Annotated in this window: 18 protein-coding genes; 7 read left to right on the forward strand and 11 right to left on the reverse strand. The window is 70.9% G+C overall.

Translation table 11 applies throughout. The features are described from left to right. The first annotated feature begins 53 nt into the window (after positions 1–53). Positions 54–947, forward strand: a complete 894-nt coding sequence (locus tag JI739_RS20375) for a LysR family transcriptional regulator (RefSeq protein ID WP_201685840.1) — start codon at positions 54–56, stop codon at positions 945–947. A gap of 42 nt (positions 948–989) precedes the next feature. Next, positions 990–1,826: an IclR family transcriptional regulator gene (locus JI739_RS20380; protein WP_201685841.1), complete on the forward strand. Its 837-nt coding sequence runs from the start codon at positions 990–992 to the stop codon at positions 1,824–1,826. Between the two features lie 19 nt (positions 1,827–1,845). Here the strand turns inward: JI739_RS20380 and JI739_RS20385 are convergent, their stop codons facing one another. From JI739_RS20385 to JI739_RS20400, 4 genes are read right to left on the reverse strand one after another with little or no spacing between them, the layout of a single operon-like run. Next, complete coding sequence (locus JI739_RS20385; protein ID WP_236589925.1) at positions 1,846–2,610, reverse strand: class II aldolase/adducin family protein; 765 nt, start codon at positions 2,608–2,610, stop codon at positions 1,846–1,848. Next, on the reverse strand, positions 2,607–3,605 hold the full coding sequence (locus JI739_RS20390) for a Bug family tripartite tricarboxylate transporter substrate binding protein (protein WP_201685842.1): 999 nt from the start codon (positions 3,603–3,605) through the stop codon (positions 2,607–2,609). The genes JI739_RS20385 and JI739_RS20390 overlap by 4 nt, the downstream gene beginning before the upstream one ends. Positions 3,606–3,616: 11 nt before the next feature. Then, a complete protein-coding gene (locus tag JI739_RS20395) occupies positions 3,617–4,363 on the reverse strand; it encodes an RraA family protein (protein WP_201685843.1) in 747 nt (248 codons plus the stop codon). Positions 4,364–4,379: 16 nt separating this feature from the next. Further along, a complete protein-coding gene (locus tag JI739_RS20400) occupies positions 4,380–5,342 on the reverse strand; it encodes a dipeptidase (protein WP_201685844.1) in 963 nt (320 codons plus the stop codon). 280 nt (positions 5,343–5,622) lie between these two features. Here JI739_RS20400 and fdhA point away from each other — a divergent pair, with 280 nt between their 5' ends. Next, on the forward strand, positions 5,623–6,819 hold the full coding sequence (gene fdhA, locus JI739_RS20405) for a formaldehyde dehydrogenase, glutathione-independent (RefSeq protein WP_201685845.1): 1,197 nt from the start codon (positions 5,623–5,625) through the stop codon (positions 6,817–6,819). 66 nt (positions 6,820–6,885) lie between these two features. Here fdhA and JI739_RS20410 read toward each other — a convergent pair whose 3' ends face one another. The 6 genes from JI739_RS20410 to JI739_RS20435 form a co-directional block, all read right to left on the reverse strand. Next, entirely contained in the window at positions 6,886–8,172 is a 1,287-nt protein-coding gene (locus JI739_RS20410; RefSeq protein WP_201685846.1) for an RNA polymerase sigma factor, read from the reverse strand. Between the two features lie 25 nt (positions 8,173–8,197). After that, the gene (locus JI739_RS20415) at positions 8,198–8,956 is read right to left on the reverse strand and encodes a hypothetical protein (protein ID WP_201685847.1); all 759 of its coding nucleotides are present in this window, start codon (positions 8,954–8,956) and stop codon (positions 8,198–8,200) included. Positions 8,957–9,049: 93 nt separating this feature from the next. Further along, positions 9,050–9,472 carry a VOC family protein gene (locus JI739_RS20420; RefSeq protein WP_201685848.1) on the reverse strand — a complete coding sequence of 141 codons (423 nt, stop codon included), beginning with the start codon at positions 9,470–9,472 and terminating at the stop codon, positions 9,050–9,052. Between the two features lie 12 nt (positions 9,473–9,484). Then, positions 9,485–9,898 (reverse strand): YciI family protein, encoded by a 414-nt coding sequence (locus JI739_RS20425; protein ID WP_201685849.1) that lies wholly within the window; start codon positions 9,896–9,898, stop codon positions 9,485–9,487. Positions 9,899–9,908: 10 nt separating this feature from the next. Next, on the reverse strand, positions 9,909–10,301 hold the full coding sequence (locus JI739_RS20430) for a VOC family protein (protein ID WP_201685850.1): 393 nt from the start codon (positions 10,299–10,301) through the stop codon (positions 9,909–9,911). Positions 10,302–10,403: 102 nt separating this feature from the next. Beyond that, complete coding sequence (locus JI739_RS20435) at positions 10,404–10,760, reverse strand: YciI family protein (protein WP_201685851.1); 357 nt, start codon at positions 10,758–10,760, stop codon at positions 10,404–10,406. Positions 10,761–11,128: 368 nt separating this feature from the next. Between JI739_RS20435 and JI739_RS20440 the strand changes: the two genes are divergently transcribed. Further along, positions 11,129–11,833, forward strand: a complete 705-nt coding sequence (locus JI739_RS20440) for a DUF2459 domain-containing protein (protein WP_201685852.1) — start codon at positions 11,129–11,131, stop codon at positions 11,831–11,833. Here the strand turns inward: JI739_RS20440 and JI739_RS20445 are convergent. Then, entirely contained in the window at positions 11,812–12,552 is a 741-nt protein-coding gene (locus tag JI739_RS20445) for a GntR family transcriptional regulator (protein WP_201685853.1), read from the reverse strand. The two genes, JI739_RS20440 and JI739_RS20445, sit on opposite strands and share 22 nt — an antisense overlap. A gap of 113 nt (positions 12,553–12,665) precedes the next feature. Here JI739_RS20445 and JI739_RS20450 point away from each other — a divergent pair, with 113 nt between their 5' ends. Genes JI739_RS20450 through JI739_RS20460 form a run of 3 tightly spaced genes read left to right on the forward strand, consistent with a single transcriptional unit; the run spans position 12,666 to position 15,110 of the window. Beyond that, entirely contained in the window at positions 12,666–13,433 is a 768-nt protein-coding gene (locus tag JI739_RS20450) for an SDR family NAD(P)-dependent oxidoreductase (protein WP_201685854.1), read from the forward strand. Further along, positions 13,433–14,209, forward strand: coding sequence for an SDR family oxidoreductase (locus tag JI739_RS20455; protein WP_236589926.1), 777 nt, complete (start codon positions 13,433–13,435; stop codon positions 14,207–14,209). The genes JI739_RS20450 and JI739_RS20455 overlap by 1 nt, the downstream gene beginning before the upstream one ends. Positions 14,210–14,213: 4 nt before the next feature. Continuing rightward, positions 14,214–15,110 (forward strand): beta-keto acid cleavage family enzyme, encoded by an 897-nt coding sequence (locus tag JI739_RS20460; protein WP_201685856.1) that lies wholly within the window; start codon positions 14,214–14,216, stop codon positions 15,108–15,110. The last annotated feature ends 4 nt before the right edge of the window (positions 15,111–15,114 follow it).

Genomic DNA, 15,114 nt, shown 5'->3' on the forward strand with positions numbered 1-15,114 from the left:
CTATGGCCGGATAGTAAGATGGCTATGAGTTCACCCCCTGGATGGAGACCCCTGTGCTGCAAGTCACGCCCCGCCGCCTGGAAGTGTTCGTCGCGGTGGTCGACCACGCGGGATTCGGGGCCGCGGCCAACGCGCTGAACATCGCGCAACCCTCGGTCAGCGCCCATATCCGGGCACTGGAAGACAAGGTCGGATCGCCGCTGTTCGAGCGGTTGCCGGGCCAGGCGCCGCGCCTGACCGATGCGGGTCGCACGCTCTACACCTACGCGCAGGACACGCTGGAGCGTGCCAAGAGCATCTCGGCCCAGCTGGGGCAGGCCGGCACGCGGCTGCGCTTCGCGGCCCAGCGTTCCGTGGCGACCTCGCTGCTGCGCAAGCCGCTCGAATCGTTCTCGGCGCGCTACCCGCATGTGGAGCTGATCGTCCATTCGGGCACCTTCGAGGAGGTGCACCAGCTCTTCACCAGCGGCGCGGTCGACCTGGCCTTCGTGCTCAGCCCGGGCGAGGTCCAGGGCCTGCACACCAGCGTGCTCGGCCGCTACCGGCTGGCCTTCCTGGCCGCGCCCGACCATCCCCTGGCCGGTCGCTCGCGCATCCCGCGCGAAGAGCTCGCGCGGCACCCCTTCGTCGCCGCCTACCGTACCTCGTACTTCGGCCGCACGCTCTCGCAGATGCTGCGCGAGGCGGGCGTGCCGCCCCTGGTGATCCGCTCGCAGGCGCAGGAGATCTCGATGCTGCGGGAGATGATGCTGGCCGGCATGGGCATCTCCTTCGGCCTGCGGCGCAGCGTGCACAAGGACCTGGCGACCGGCACGCTGGTCGAGCTGGACGTGGACGTCGACCCCATGTACCTGCAGCTGCGCGTGGCGCGCAGCACGCGGGCCGGCCTGCCCGAGATCGACCGGCTGGTGGAGATGGTGCGCGAGGCCGAGGCGCAGGTGGCGTAGGCCCCTCGCTACACTGGACGGTCCGCAATTCGGACCCCCGCCATGACCACCCAGACCCTTGAACGCGCCCTGGACCTCATGCGCATCCTGGCCGCCAGCGGCACCGACGGGTGCCGCCTGGTGGACCTGCAGCGCGCCTCGGGGCTGACCAAGCCCACGGTGCACCGGATCCTCGACACGCTCAAGATCCAGGGCGTGGTCGAGCAGCAGGAGGACACCCGGCGATACCGGCTGGGTCAGGAGCTCGCCGTGCTGGGCTGGTCGGCCAACCGCACCGTGTACGACCTCAAGGAACTCGCCGCCGAGGAGATGTGCGCGGTTGCTTCCCGCACGGGCGACACCAGCTTCCTGGCGCTGCGGTCCGGGACCGAGGCCGTGTGCATCGACCGCCAGACCGGCGACTACCCGGTCAAGGCCTTCACCGTGGACGTGGGCACGCGGCGGCCGCTGGGCATCGGCGCCACCGGCGTGGCCCTGCTGGCGGCGCTCGATCCCGCCGAGGCCGACGCCGCGATGGACGCGATCCGGCCGCAGCTGCCGCGCTATCCGAACGCCAGCCTGCGCCAGATCCGCGAGGCGGTGGCATCGGCCCGGCGCCATGGCTACGCGGTCAGCGAGGGCCTGATGCTCAAGGAGGTCCGCGGGGTGGCGGTGGTCATCCGTGACGGCCGCGAGCGGGCCATCGCCGCTATCGGCATCGCTGCGATCTCGGACCGCGTGAGCAACCGGCGACTGCCGGAAATCGTGCGCCTGCTGCGCACCCATGCCAACCACATCGAGCAGCGGATCGCGACCGCGGAGAGCCGGGCCACGGGCAACCCGGTCCGGCACTACCGCGCTGGAACGACCATCGCCGCGCGCACCCGACGGTCCGCATGACGGACCTGCGCCCCGCCCCTCAATCCCGGTACGACGTGTCGATCCGGTCGATTCGCCGCAGGTAGGCCGGCCACTCGTCGCGCGGCCCGAAATGCGCAATGGCTTCCCACTGGCGGGCGGCCCGTTCGCAGACCTCGGGCGGCGGTATCCGGATGGGGGCGCCAGTGGCTTCCAGCAGCAGTTGGGTGCGGCAGGACATGACCAGGTAGCGCATGGCAGTCAACGCCTCCACCACCGTGCCGCCGGCGGTCAGCAGGCCGTGGTTGCGCATGATCATGGCGCGGTGGCTTCCCAGGTCACGGGCGATGCGCTCGCGCTCGTCCAGGCCCTTCGACAAGCCCTCGTAGTCGTGATAGGCGATGCGGTCGTAGAAGCGCATCGCCCCCTGGTTGATCGGCAGCAGGCCACCGCCGTGGGCCGACAGGGCCATGCCTTCCTCGGTGTGCACGTGCATCGTGCAGTTCAGCTCGGGCCGCGCGGCCAGGATGGCGGTGTGGATGGTGAAGCCGGCGGTGTTGACGTTCTGGTCCTCGGTCGACTGCTCGCCGTGGAGCGGCAGCTTCAGCAGGTTGGAGGCGCAGACCTCGTCGAAGGCCAGGTTGTGCGGCTTGACCAGGAAGCACGAGGGCTGGCCGGGCACGCGCAGCACGACATGGTTGTAGATCAGGTTGCTCCAGCCGTAGTGGTCCACCAGCCGGTGGGCGGCGGCCAGGTCCACGCGCGCCTGCCACTCGGCCTCGCCGACATCGCTGCGCCGCACGCGGGCCGGGCCGTCGCCGATCAAGACTCCACCTTGATGTTGGCGTCCTTGACGATCTTGTCGTACACGGTCAGCTGCTTGCGCCAGTACGCCTCGAACTCGGCGGGCGACGATCCCACGCCCTCGGTGCCGGTTTCCTTGAGCTTGCGCGCCACCTCGGGATGCTGGGTGGCCTTCCTGACCTCGGAGGCGATGCGCTCGAGCACCGGTTGCGGGGTGCGGGCCGGCGCGAACACACCCGTCCAGAACGGGATGTCGTAGCCCGGCAGCACCTCGTTCAGCGCCGGCACCTTGGGCAGCACCTCCGAGCGGGTGGTGGTGGTCACCGCCAGGGCGCGCACGCGGCCGGCCGAGATGTGCGGCAACTGCGGCGGCACACCGTCGATCAGCATGTGCACCCGGCCGGCGAGCAGGTCGGGCATGACGGCCACGGTTCCCTTGTAGGGCACGTGCTGGATCTGCGTCCCGGCCAGCGTGTTGAACAGTTCCCCCGCGATGTGGATGCTGGTGCCGACACCCGACGATCCGTAGCTGTACTTGCCCGGGTTGGCGCGGGCCAGCGCGATGAACTCCTCGATGTTCTGGGCTGGCACGGTCGGGCTGATCACCACCACCAGCGGGAAGCGCGAGGCGAGGGTGACCGGCGCGAAGTCGTTGATCGGGTCGTAGCGCAGGTTCTTCAGCGTCACCGCGTTGACCACCGCCCCCGAGACCGAGTGGAAGATCAGGTGGTGGCCATCGGCCGGCGCGCGCGCGAGCGCCGCCGAGGCGATGGTCCCGCCGCCACCGCCCTGGTTCTCGATCACGACCGGCTGGCCGATCTGCTCGGACACCCGCTGGAACAGCAGGCGCGCCACGTTGTCGACGCCGCCACCGGCGGGGAACGGCACCGTGAGCCGTACCGGCCCCTTGGGCCAGTCGGCGGCCTGTGCCAGCGCCAGGCGCGGGACGCCCAGGCTGGCCGCGGCGGGCGCCAGCGCGGTGGCGAGCAGGGTGCGGCGGGAGATCGGCAGGGACATGCAAGGCTCCTTCACTGGGGATCGAACTTGTAGACGTGGGTGCGGCGGGCGAGCTCGGCCACCGGCATCCCGGCGGCGATGTCGGCATAGCGCCGGGCCTCGCCCTCGCCGATCTCCTGGGCCCGCCGCAAGACCTGCGGCACCGCCTCGGCGGGGATGAAGCAGACCGCCCCGGCGTCGGCCACCACCAGGTCGCCGGGCCGCACCTGCTTGCCGCAGATGCGCACGGTGCCGTTGACGGCCACCGTCTCCAGCCGCCATTTGCCGGTGACCGAACTCACGCCACGGCTCCACAGCGGAAAGCCGATCGAGCGTGACTGCTCGATGTCGCGGATGCCGCCGTCCACCACCGCGCCCACCTCGCCCTGGCGCTGCGCGATCGTGGCCGACAGGCCGCCCATGTTCGAGATGCCGACCACGCCTTCGATCACCAGCACGTCGCCGGTTTCGGCCAGGTTGTGCGCCTCGATCTCGGCCATGCGCGAGACCCGCTCGCGCGCGCCCTTGTAGGCCTGGTCGCGCTGTTCGACATTGCGCAGCGTGAGCGCGGGGCCGGCGATGCGCCGCTCGCCCAGCGTGGGCGCGAGCACGCTGGCCGGTACCACGCCGTCGAGGCCGAGTTCGTCCATGGCGTCGGAGACGGTGCCGGTCAGGTCGCCCAGGGCCAGGAAGGCCTCGATGGTTTCCTTCGGATAGCGCGGGATGTCCAGCAGGTGGATCGCCGCGGCCGGGATCTTGCCCAGGGGTGTCTTGCTCACGTCTGCCCTCCAGGAATCAGTGCATCACGGCCGCGAACAGCCGCATGAAGTTGTCGCGGGCAATGCCGCGCACCTGCGCCTGCGACAGGCCGATGCCCTCGAGCGAGGCGAGCAGCTCCTGCTGCTGTTGCAGCGTGTCGACCGGATAGAGCCAGGGCCAGGTGCCGTAGACCTCGGGCTTGCGCATGAACTCCTGGTAGCGCTCCGGCGGCTGGTCGGTGATGAAGTCCGAGCCGATGCCCACGTGCTCGGCGCCCATGCGCTCGACCGCATAGCGCACGTGTGCCACCACGTCGGCGACCGTCGCCCGGGCCTCGCCGGGCATGCGCACCAGCGGCGGGAGGTAGGTGATGCCGAGCACGCCGCCGCTCGCCTTGAGCGCGTCCAGCAGCGCATCGCTCTTGTTGCGCACGTTCGGGCAGAGCGAGTAGGCGTTGGCATGCGTCACCGCCACCGGTTGGCGCGAGTGGCGGATCGCGTCCAGCCCGCTACGGTCGCCCACGTGGGACAGGTCGATCACGATGCCGAGCTCGTTGAGCGCGGCCACCATCTCCACGCCCAGCGTCGACAGGCCGGCGTCCGCCGGCTCGGCGCAGCCGTCGCCGTAGAGGTTGCGGATGTTGTGCGCGATCTGCACCACCCGCACACCGAGGTCGTGGAACAAGGCCATGAGGCCCAGGTCGCGCTCCACGCCGGGCACGTTCTGGTAGCCCAGCACGATCGCCAGCTTGCCGGCCTGCCGGGCCCGCTCGAAGTCGGCGAAGTCCTCGACCATCAGCACCAGCTCCGACAAGCCGCGCAGGTGCGCGCGGTAGGCCGCCAGCTCCCTGAGCGAGTGGCGCAGGTCGGGGATGGGGTTGATGCCGCGGTAATTGTTGAGCGTGATGTGCACGGCCTCGACGCCCTGGGCGAGGCAGGCCTGTGCGTAGGCGGGCGTCATTCGCGCACCGTTGAGCAGATCGAATACTTTGTAGGTCATGCGCCTGGAGCGGTCCGGAAGTTGCGGGTGTTCCGCCAAGTGGTCCTTTGCGGTGCGCGAGTATCGGAAGCGCGAAGGATCTGCTGCAAGCGACGGTCCAAAAGGTCCGCTATGCGGACCTTGCGGCGCGACCCGGCCGGGGGCCGGCACGCGGCTGTCCGGTCGAGGTTGCCGGGGCGGTGCAAGACGCTATCCTTGCTGCCCGTTGTGCGTTGCCGAGCGCTCCGCTTTCTCGAGGGCGCAAGCACGACAACGGCCAACCCTCAGACAAGGAGACAAGATGTCGGGTAATCGTGGCGTGGCCTACATCGGGCCAGGCAAGGTCGAAGTTCAGAAGATTCCGTATCCCAAGCTCGAGGACCCGCGCGGTCGCAAGATCGATCACGGCGTGATCCTTCGGGTGGTGTCCACCAACATCTGCGGCTCCGACCAGCACATGGTCCGCGGCCGCACCACCGCGCCGGCGGGCCTGATCCTGGGCCACGAGATCACCGGCGAGGTGATCGAGGCCGGCTCCGATGTCGAGATGCTCAAGAAGGGCGACATCTGCAGCGTGCCCTTCAACGTGGCCTGCGGCCGCTGCCGCACCTGCAAGGAGCAGGCGACCGGCGTGTGCCTCACGGTCAACCCGTCGCGTGCCGGTGGTGCCTACGGCTACGTCGACATGGGTGGCTGGATCGGCGGCCAGGCCGAGTACGTGCTGGTGCCCTACGCCGACTTCAACCTGCTGAAGTTCCCGGACCGCGACCAGGCCATGGCCAAGATCCGCGACCTGACCTGCCTGTCGGACATCCTGCCCACCGGCTACCACGGCGCCGTCACGGCCGGCGTGCGCCCGGGCAGCACGGTGTACATCGCCGGCGCCGGCCCCGTGGGCCTCGCCGCGGCCGCCTCGGCCCGGCTGCTGGGCGCGGCCGCCGTGATCATCGGTGACGTGAACCCCGTGCGACTGAAGCATCCGCAGGACCTGGGCTACCTCACGGTGGACCTGTCGCAGGACGCGTCGCTGGGCGAGCAGATCGCGCAGCACCTGCGCGTGCCCGAGGTCGACTGCGCGGTCGACGCGGTGGGCTTCGAGGCTCGCGGCCATGGCCACGAGGGCGCGCAGCACGAGGCCCCGGCCACGGTGCTGAACTCACTGATGGACATCACCCGCGCCGCCGGCAAGATCGGCATCCCGGGCCTGTACGTGACCGACGATCCGGGCGCGGTGGACCCGGCGGCCAAGCGCGGTTCGCTCAGCGTGCGCTTCGGCCTGGGCTGGGCCAAGTCGCACAGCTTCTTCACCGGCCAGACCCCGGTGATGAAATACAACCGCGACCTGATGCAGGCCATCCTGTGGGATCGCATCAAGATCGCCGACACCGTGGGCGTGGAAGTGATCACGCTGGACGAGGCTCCCAAGGGCTATGCCGAGTTCGACGCCGGCGCCCCCAAGAAATTCGTCATCGACCCGCACGGCCTGGTGCCGGCCTGAGCGATCGGTCGCGGGCGCCTTCGCGCCCGCGCCGCTGAATGAACGGGCGCCTTCGGGCGCCCGTTGTCATGTGGCAAGCCGAGCGGCGCGCTCGCGCAGCAGGCGCTGCTCGGTTTCGTTCGTGGCCAGGTCCGCGGCCCGCAGGAAGGCCGCGCGCGCGCCGTCGTGGCGCCCAAGCTTTTGCAGCAGGTCGCCGTGCACGCTGGGCAGCCAGTGGTACTGCCGCAGGGCCGGCTCGTCGAGCAGCTGCTCGACCAGCGCCAGACCCGCTGCGGGTCCGAAGGCCTGGGCCACCGCGACGGCGCGGTTCAGCTCCACCACGGGCGAGGGCTGGACCCGCGCCAGCTGCTCGTACAGCGCGGCGATGCGGCCCCAGTCGGTCTCGTTCGCGCTGGGCGCACGCGCATGGCAGGCGGCGATGGATGCCTGCAGCGTGTAGGGCCCGAGCCTTGGCCCGGGCGTGGGCGACAGGGCCTGGGCCTTCTCCAGGGCGGCCAGGCCGCGATGGATCAGCAGCCGGTCCCAGCGCGAGCGGTCCTGCTCGCCCAGCAGCACCGGCCGACCCTGGGCGTCGGTGCGGGCCCGGCTGCGCGAGGCCTGCAGTTCCAGCAGGGCGCACAGGCCCTGGACCTCGGCGGCGCCGGGCATCAGTTCAGCCAGCATGCGGGCCAGCCGCAGCGCTTCGTCGCACAGCGCCGGGCGCATCCAGTCGGCGCCGGCGGTGGCGGTGTAGCCCTCGTTGAAGACCAGGTACACCACCTCCAGCACGGCCGGCAGGCGCTGGGCGAGTTGCGGCCCGCGCGGCGCCTCGAAGGGCACGCGGGCTTCGCGCAGCTTCTGCTTGGCGCGCACGATGCGCTGCGCGATGGTGGGCTCGGGCGCCAGGAAGGCGCGTGCGATTTCATGGGTGGTGAGGCCGCCCAGCAGCTTGAGCGTGAGGGCCACCCGCGCATCCCGCGCCAGCACCGGGTGGCAGGCGGTGAACATCAGGCGCAGCAGGTCATCGCCGATCTCGTCCTGGCGCGCGGCGTCCAGCGCGTCGGTGAAGTCGGGCACGACCCCCGCCTCCCGGGCCTGCAGGTCACCGGCCAGCTCCTCGTGCCGGCGCTCCTGCATCCGCCGCTCCCGGATCCAGTCCAGCGCCCGGTTGCGGGCCGTGGTCATCAGCCAGGCACCGGGCCGCTGCGGCAGGCCGTCACGGGGCCAGTGCTCCAGCGCCGCCAGCAGGGCTTCCTGGGCCAGGTCCTCGGCCACGGCCACGTCGCGCACCAGGCGTGCGACGGCGCCGATGACGCGCGCCGATTCGATGCGCCACACGGCGGCGATGTCGGCCTGGACGGGTGGCTGCGGCATGGGTCGAGGCGGCGCCGACCGGCTGTCAGGCCAGGCGGGAACGGCTCACGCGCTGCACCAGCCACTGGGCGAGCAGGCACGCGGCCACGGCGGCGGCGCACGCGGTCCAGAAGCCGGTACGCGGCCACAGCAGCGCCAGCGCCAGGAAGAACGCCGCGAAGGAATAGAGCCCGCGCACCATGGCGTGGTACAGGTGGACGACCGGCCGCCCGCCCTCGGCCCGGTGGGTGAAGACCGACAGAGTGGCCCCCAGCACCGGGAACACGGCGAGCAGGCCGCTCCACACCTGGCCGACATGGGCTGCCAGCCCGGTCACCGCGAGCGTGAGCAGGGCGCCGGCCAGCATGCGGTAGGGCAGGTCGTTGCGCCGGGCGCCCGAGCTTGGAACCGGCCCGGGCGCTGGCAGGAGCCGGGGTGCCAGGGCCAGCGAAGCGCCGGCGATAGCCAGGGCGAGCACGGGCAGCGGCGGCAGGACGGCCAGCAGCGAGGCGGCCGCGAACCAGCTGGCCAGGGCGCAAGCCAGGGCCGCCGGCCAGACCCACCTCACGCTGGCCCAGCAATAGGCGATGCCGAAAGCCATCAGCGCGAACACGGCCGAGATCGCGGCGGTGGCGGCCTGGGCACCGAATGCGGGACCGTGTTCCAGCGCCAGGAACACGGCGATGGGACCGGCCACGACGGGAAGCCCGGCGAGCAGGCCGGCGACTCCCATGCCCCAGCGGCGACCCGCCAGCGTGATGGCGGCGATGAAGAGGGGGACGAGGGTCAGTTTGACGACGAGCATGGATCTCCTGGGCCTGCGGGTGAGGGCCCGGTCATGCGGACCCTCACGTGCGCCGGATCGGCGGCGAGGAGGCAACTGTAGACGCGCAGGCCCTCAAGTCGCGGCCGGTGCGGCGCCGGCGGCGGCCGGATCCATCCACATCACCTCCCACCCGTGGCCGTCGAGGTCCTCGAAACCGTGGGCGTACATGAAGCCGTGGTCCTGCGGCGCGTTGGGCGCGGTGCCGCCGGCCGCCAGCGCCGTGCGCACCATCTCGTCGACTTCGGCCCGGCTGCCGCACGACAGGCACACCAGCACCTCGGTGCCCTGGCGGGCGTCGAACACGGGTTTCTTCGTGAAGGTCTGGAAGAAGGGTTCGACCAGCAGCATCACGTAGCTGTGGTCGCGCGAGACGACCATGCAGGCGCCCTGGTCGTTGGTGAAGCGCGGCTCGAACTCGAAGCCCAGCGCCTCGAAGAAGGCGCGGCTGCGAGCCATGTCCTTGATGGGCAGGTTGACGAAGATCTGGCGTGACATGGGGGGCTCCTTTCAGGGGTGTTCACGGAAGTGCTCGACGCCGGGCACGTTCATGCGCTCGAAGTCCTCGATCTCGTACAGCGGCCGCACCTCGATCTCGCAGCGCGCGCCTTCGCCCATGGGGTTGGGAAAGCGCCGCGACCACTCCAGCGCCTCCTCGCGGCTGCGCACCTGGATCAGCGTGTAGCCGGCGATCAGTTCCTTGGACTCGGCGTACGGCCCGTCCACCACGCGGGGCTGTCCATCGCCATAACGCACGCGCCACCCGGCCGAGCTGGGCTTGAGGCCCGAGGCGTCGAGCAGCACGCCGGCCCGCGCCAGTTCCTCGTGGTAGGCGGCCATCGCCGCCATCAGGCGCTCGGCATCGGGCGGGAAGCGCCCGGCCTCGGTGTCGTCGGTGGCGCGGACCATGATCATGTAGCGCATCGGGTCCACCTCAGGGGTTCATCAGCGGTTGCAGCATGCTCGAGCGGTTCCCTTCCGTGTCGAGGAAAGCCACGTAGGCACCCACGCCGGGGATGTCCATGGGCTCGCCCAGCACCTGGCCGCCGGCCGCCTCGACCTTGCGCATGGAGTCGCGGATATCGGTCACGCCGATCACGATGCCGGGGGACTGCGCCGGCATGTCCGCCGAACGTTGGAACAGCCCCCCGTTGATGGCTCCACGGGGCGCGTCGGGACGGGCGTCCTGCTCGGCGGTGGTGAGGATCACGTAGTGGCCCATGTCAGGCCCGAGCAGCTGGTACTTCCAGCCGAAGGCGCGCTCGAAGAAGCGGGCGAGGCGCTCGCGATCGTCGCAAGGCAGTTCGAAATGGACGACGGGGTTCATATCGGGGGATCTCCTCTCGTGCGAGGACCGCACCGCGCGGCCTTCATCAGACACGACGAAGCAGCCGGCCTGAAATCGACAGCGCCGGACTCGGCGAAAACCCTAGGTGAAGCAGGGCCCCAGCCGCCGCACCTCGACCGCTGCCCACTCGGCGGCGGGACATTCACGGGCCAGCTCGATCGCCTGCTCCCGCGTCGCCACGTCCAGCAGGAAATAGCCGCCGATCAGTTCCTTGGCTTCGGTAAAGGGCCCGTCCAGGACCTCGGCCTGGCCGCCGCGCACCCGCACCCGCGCCGGGCTGCCGTCGCGCGAGGCGAGGGATTCGCCGTCCAGCAGCACGCCTCGGTCGCGAAGACTGCCGGCCCACCGGGTCATCTGCGCATAGGCGGCTTCGCCTTCGGCCGCCGCCCGGGCTTCGCGCTGCCCGGGCGGTTCGAGGATCAGGAGCATGTAGGGCATCGGGCCATGATAGGCCGCTGCCCGCAGCGGCCCCAGCCGGCGCGGCGGGCAAAGAAAAACCCCCGCGGCCTTCCCGCCGCGGGGGTTGTCGAAAAAGCCGGGCGGAGCACCTGAACAAGACACCCGGCCTGGGGTGGTTTGTTCCACCCTCACCTCCCTGACACAGCTGCATGGTGCCTGCCAAGCGCAGGCTCGGCTGTAGGACGAAGCCCAGCCATGGAGGCTCTTTCGCACTAGTCAGGCCCACCCAGCGGTGGCCCTCTGACGGCCGGCCGCTTGGCGGCGACTCGCGAGCGCGGCACCTGGACTGGATGTCGGTCACCACCGAAACAAGGGGCCACCGTGCCATGCCCGGGTAACCTGCCTCGATGCAAGCCGCCACCGACAAGGCCACGATTTCCGATGCGCACGGCGGGGCAGGCGGCGACCGAAAGGCCGGTGCGATGACACGGCTGCTTCTCGTGCTGCTGGCGGCGTTGACCACCGCCTGCGCCGCACCGTCCTCCATGCCGCCACCGGCGCAGCGGACGGTGTGGCTGGTGCGGCATGGCTGGCATACGGGGCTGGTGTTCCGCACGGCCGACCTTCCGGCGGATTCGCCGCTGCGCTTGCCACGGGCCTCGCATGTGGAGGTGGGCTGGGGCGACCGGGCCTACTACATGCACCCCAGCCCTGGCATCGTGCTGGGGCTGCGCGCGCTGCTGTGGCCGACCCCGGGCGTGCTGCACCTGGTCGCGCTGCCGGCGGCGCCGCCCACCAGCCTTGCCGGGGCGGAAATGGCGACCGTGGGCGTCACCCAGGAGGCCCTCGAACGCATGCACCAGCGCGTGCTGCGCAGCCTGACCGACGCGGGGCTGGCGCAGCCGCTCGGGCCGGGGCTGTATGGCGACAGCGCCTTCCACGCCTCGGTGGACGAGTTCCACGCGCTGCGCACCTGCAACGTGTGGGTGGCGCAGCTGCTGCGCGAGGGCGGGGTGCGGGTGCGCCCGGCCGGGGCAATCACGGCCGGCGCGCTGATGAGGCAAGTGGACGCGGCGCCGCCGGCGCCGCTTCAGCCCGCCCCGTCGAAGTAGTGCTTCAAGCCGCTCGGGTGCCGCAGGTCCGCCCGCAGCGCCTCGCAGGCTCGCGCGCCGTCCAATGACTTCAACGCTTGGATGATTCGCGCGTGGTGCGCGCGCCCCGCCGCATCGAGCTGGATGTCCTTGACGTTCTCCGCGCGCGTGAGGTTGAACGCGACCAGCGGCGCCATGCGCAGCCACAGCGCCTCGATCAGGGCCAGCAGCGGTTCGTTGTCGGCCAGGCGGTAGATGGTGAAGTGGAACTCCATGTTCAGCTGCACGTAGCGGCCGAGCTCGCGCGAGTCCAGCGCCTGCGACATGGCCGCGTCCAGGGCGATCAGCTGCTCGAGGTGGCGCTTGGAGACGTGCTCGGCGGCCTCGGCGGCGGCCCGTCCTTCCAGCTCGATGCGCAGTTCGAGGATCTGCTTCACGGCGCGTGCCGACAGCACCGGCACCCGCGTCGAGCGATTGGGCAGGGCCTCGAAGGCTCCTTCGGCGGTGAGCCGCTTGAGCGCCTCGCGCACCGGCATGTCGCTGGTGCCCAGCATCTCCGACAGGCGGGCCAGGGTGACCGTGGTGCCCGGGTGGAAGTGGCCGGCCAGCACCGCATTGCGCAGCGCCCGGTAGGCCCGGTTCTGGGTCGTGTCGCCGTCCTCCGCCGTGGCGGCCAGGGTGAAGGGCGCGAAGGCCTCGGGACGGGAGGGAGCGGCGGCGCGGGTGGGCTGGAGCTTCATGACGGGATCGCCTGTTGCGGGAAAACGCGTGCTTGATGGTAATCGCGTTCGATGATCAAATGCCGCTCGATTTGATCAAACCATGTGGCGTTTGATCACGACAGGAGACGTGCATGAGGCTGGCCGGCAAGGTCGTGGTGGTGACGGGTGGCTCGCAGGGCATCGGCGAGGCCATGGCCCGGCTGATGGCGCGCGAGGGCGCGCGAGTGGCGGTGGTCGGCTCGTCCGACCTGGCCAAGGCGCAGGCGGTGGTGGATTCGATCGCGCGGACCGAAGGCGCGGCCCGCGCCTACGTGGGCGACGTCCGGGACGCGGCGGCGCTGCAGCGCCTGGTCTCGCAGGTCGAGTCCGAGCTCGGGCCCGTCGACGTGCTGGTCCACTCGGCCGGCGTGTTCTATCCCACCCCGGCCGGCGCCACGCCCGACGCCGATGCCGCCCGCATGCTCGACATCAACCTCAAGGGCACCTGGAACGCGGTGGGCGCGGTGGCTCCCGGCATGAAGCAGCGCGGTCGCGGCAAGATCATCTGCATGGCCTCGGTCGCCGCCGTCTATGGCGTGCCCGGCTTCGCGCTGTACTGCGCAACGAAGGCGGCGGTGGTGCAGCTGGTGCGGGCACTGGCGCTCGAGTTGGCGCCGCACGGGGTGCAGGTCAACGCCATCGCCCCCGGCAACACCGAGACACCCATGAACGCAGGCATGCGCGCCGACCCCGCCACCCTGGACGCGCTGCGCGCGGCCACGCCCAGCGGCCGGCCGTTCTCCGATCCGCAGGACATCGCGGCCATCGCGCTGTTCCTGGCCAGCGACGACAGCCGCGCCATGCACGGCAGCTGCGTCATGGCCGACGAGGGCATCTCGCTGGGCCTGTGCGCCCGCTGATGGCAGGACCGCACATGCCCGAGAACGTGCTGGTCACCGGCGGCGCCGACAGCGTCGGCCGCGTGATCGCCGAAGCCTTCGCCGCGCGCGGGGACCGCGTGCACATCTGCGACGTCGACGGCGCGGCCCTGGCCCGCACGCTGGCCGAGAACCCCGCCCTGCGCGGCACCGTGGCCAGCGTCGCCGATGCGGCGCAGGTCGATCGCGTGTTCGAGGAAGCCCGCGCGGGGATGGGCGAGGTCAGCGTGCTGGTCAACAACGTGGGCATCGGCGGCCCGCGCGCCGCCATCGAGGACATCACCCCGGCCGACTGGACGCGCACGCTGGACACCAACCTCACCGGCATGCTGCACGCCATGCAGCGCGCGATCCCCGCCATGAAGGCGAAGCGGCACGGGGTCATCGTCAATTTCTCCAGCGCGTCCACCCGCACCCGGCTGCCGATGCGCACCGCCTACGTGGTGTCCAAGATGGCGGTCGAGGGCCTCACGCTCAATGCCGCGCGCGAGCTCGGGCCCTTCAACGTGCGCTGCAACGCCGTCCTGCCCGGCCCCATCGACAACGCCCGCATGCGCGGCATCGTGCGCGCCAAGGCCGATGCCGAGGGCCGCTCCGTCGACGAGGTGCAGGCCGAGATGCTGCGCTTCATCTCCATGCGCTGCATGGTGCAGCCGGCCGAAATCGCCGACATGGTGCTGTTCCTCGCATCGGACGCGGCACGCAAGGTGACCGGCGAGCTGATCTCCGTGAGCGGCAACGCCGAATGGGAAGACTGAACGAATGAACCGCAAGACCATCCTGACCTGCGCCGTGAGCGGCAACGCGCCCTTCAACCCGAAGCATCCCGACTTCCCCGTGCTGCCGGCGGACATCGCCCGCAACTGCGTCGAAGCGGCCAAGGCCGGCGCCTCCGTGGTGCACATCCACGTGCGCGACCCCGAGACCCGACTGGGCTCGCGCGAGCCGAAACTGTTCCGCGAAGTGGTGGACCGCATCCGGCAAAGCGGCGTGGACATCGTGATCAACCTCACCTGCGGCCACGGCGCGTTCTTCCTGCCCGACCCCGAGGACGAGTCGCGCGGGCTGCCCGACAGCGACATGGTGCCGGCGGCCGAGCGCATGGCGCACCTGGTCGACTGCCTGCCCGAGATCGCCTCGCTGGACATCACCACCGGCAACCAGGAAGAAGGCCCGGTGCAGTTCGTCTACCTCAACACCACGCGCACGCTGCGCGAGATGGCGCGGCGCTTCCAGGCGCTGGGCGTCAAGCCCGAGCTGGAGGTGTTCTCGGCCGGCGACGTGCTGTTCGGCAACCAGCTGCTGGCCGAAGGCCTGGTCGATGGCGACCCGCTCTACCAGATGGTGCTGGGCGTGAAGTGGGCCGCGCCCGCCACGGTGGAGACCATCCTGTACCAGAAGGGCCTGATGCCCGCGAATGCGCACTGGGCGGCCTTCGGCATCGGCCGCATGCAGATGCCCATGGTGGCCCAGGCGGCGCTGCTGGGCGGCAACGTGCGGGTGGGGCTGGAGGACAACCTGTACCTCTCGCGCGGCGTCTTCGCCACCAATGCGCAGCTGGTCGAGCGCGCGATGAATATCGTCACGCAGATCGGCGGCGAGGTCGCCACGCCGGCCGAGGCGCGCGCCCAGCTCGGGCTGGCCCGGCCGGCGCGCTGAGAGG

The sequence above is a fragment of the Ramlibacter aurantiacus genome, assembly GCF_016722895.1.
Lineage (GTDB): Bacteria > Pseudomonadota > Gammaproteobacteria > Burkholderiales > Burkholderiaceae_C > Ramlibacter > Ramlibacter aurantiacus.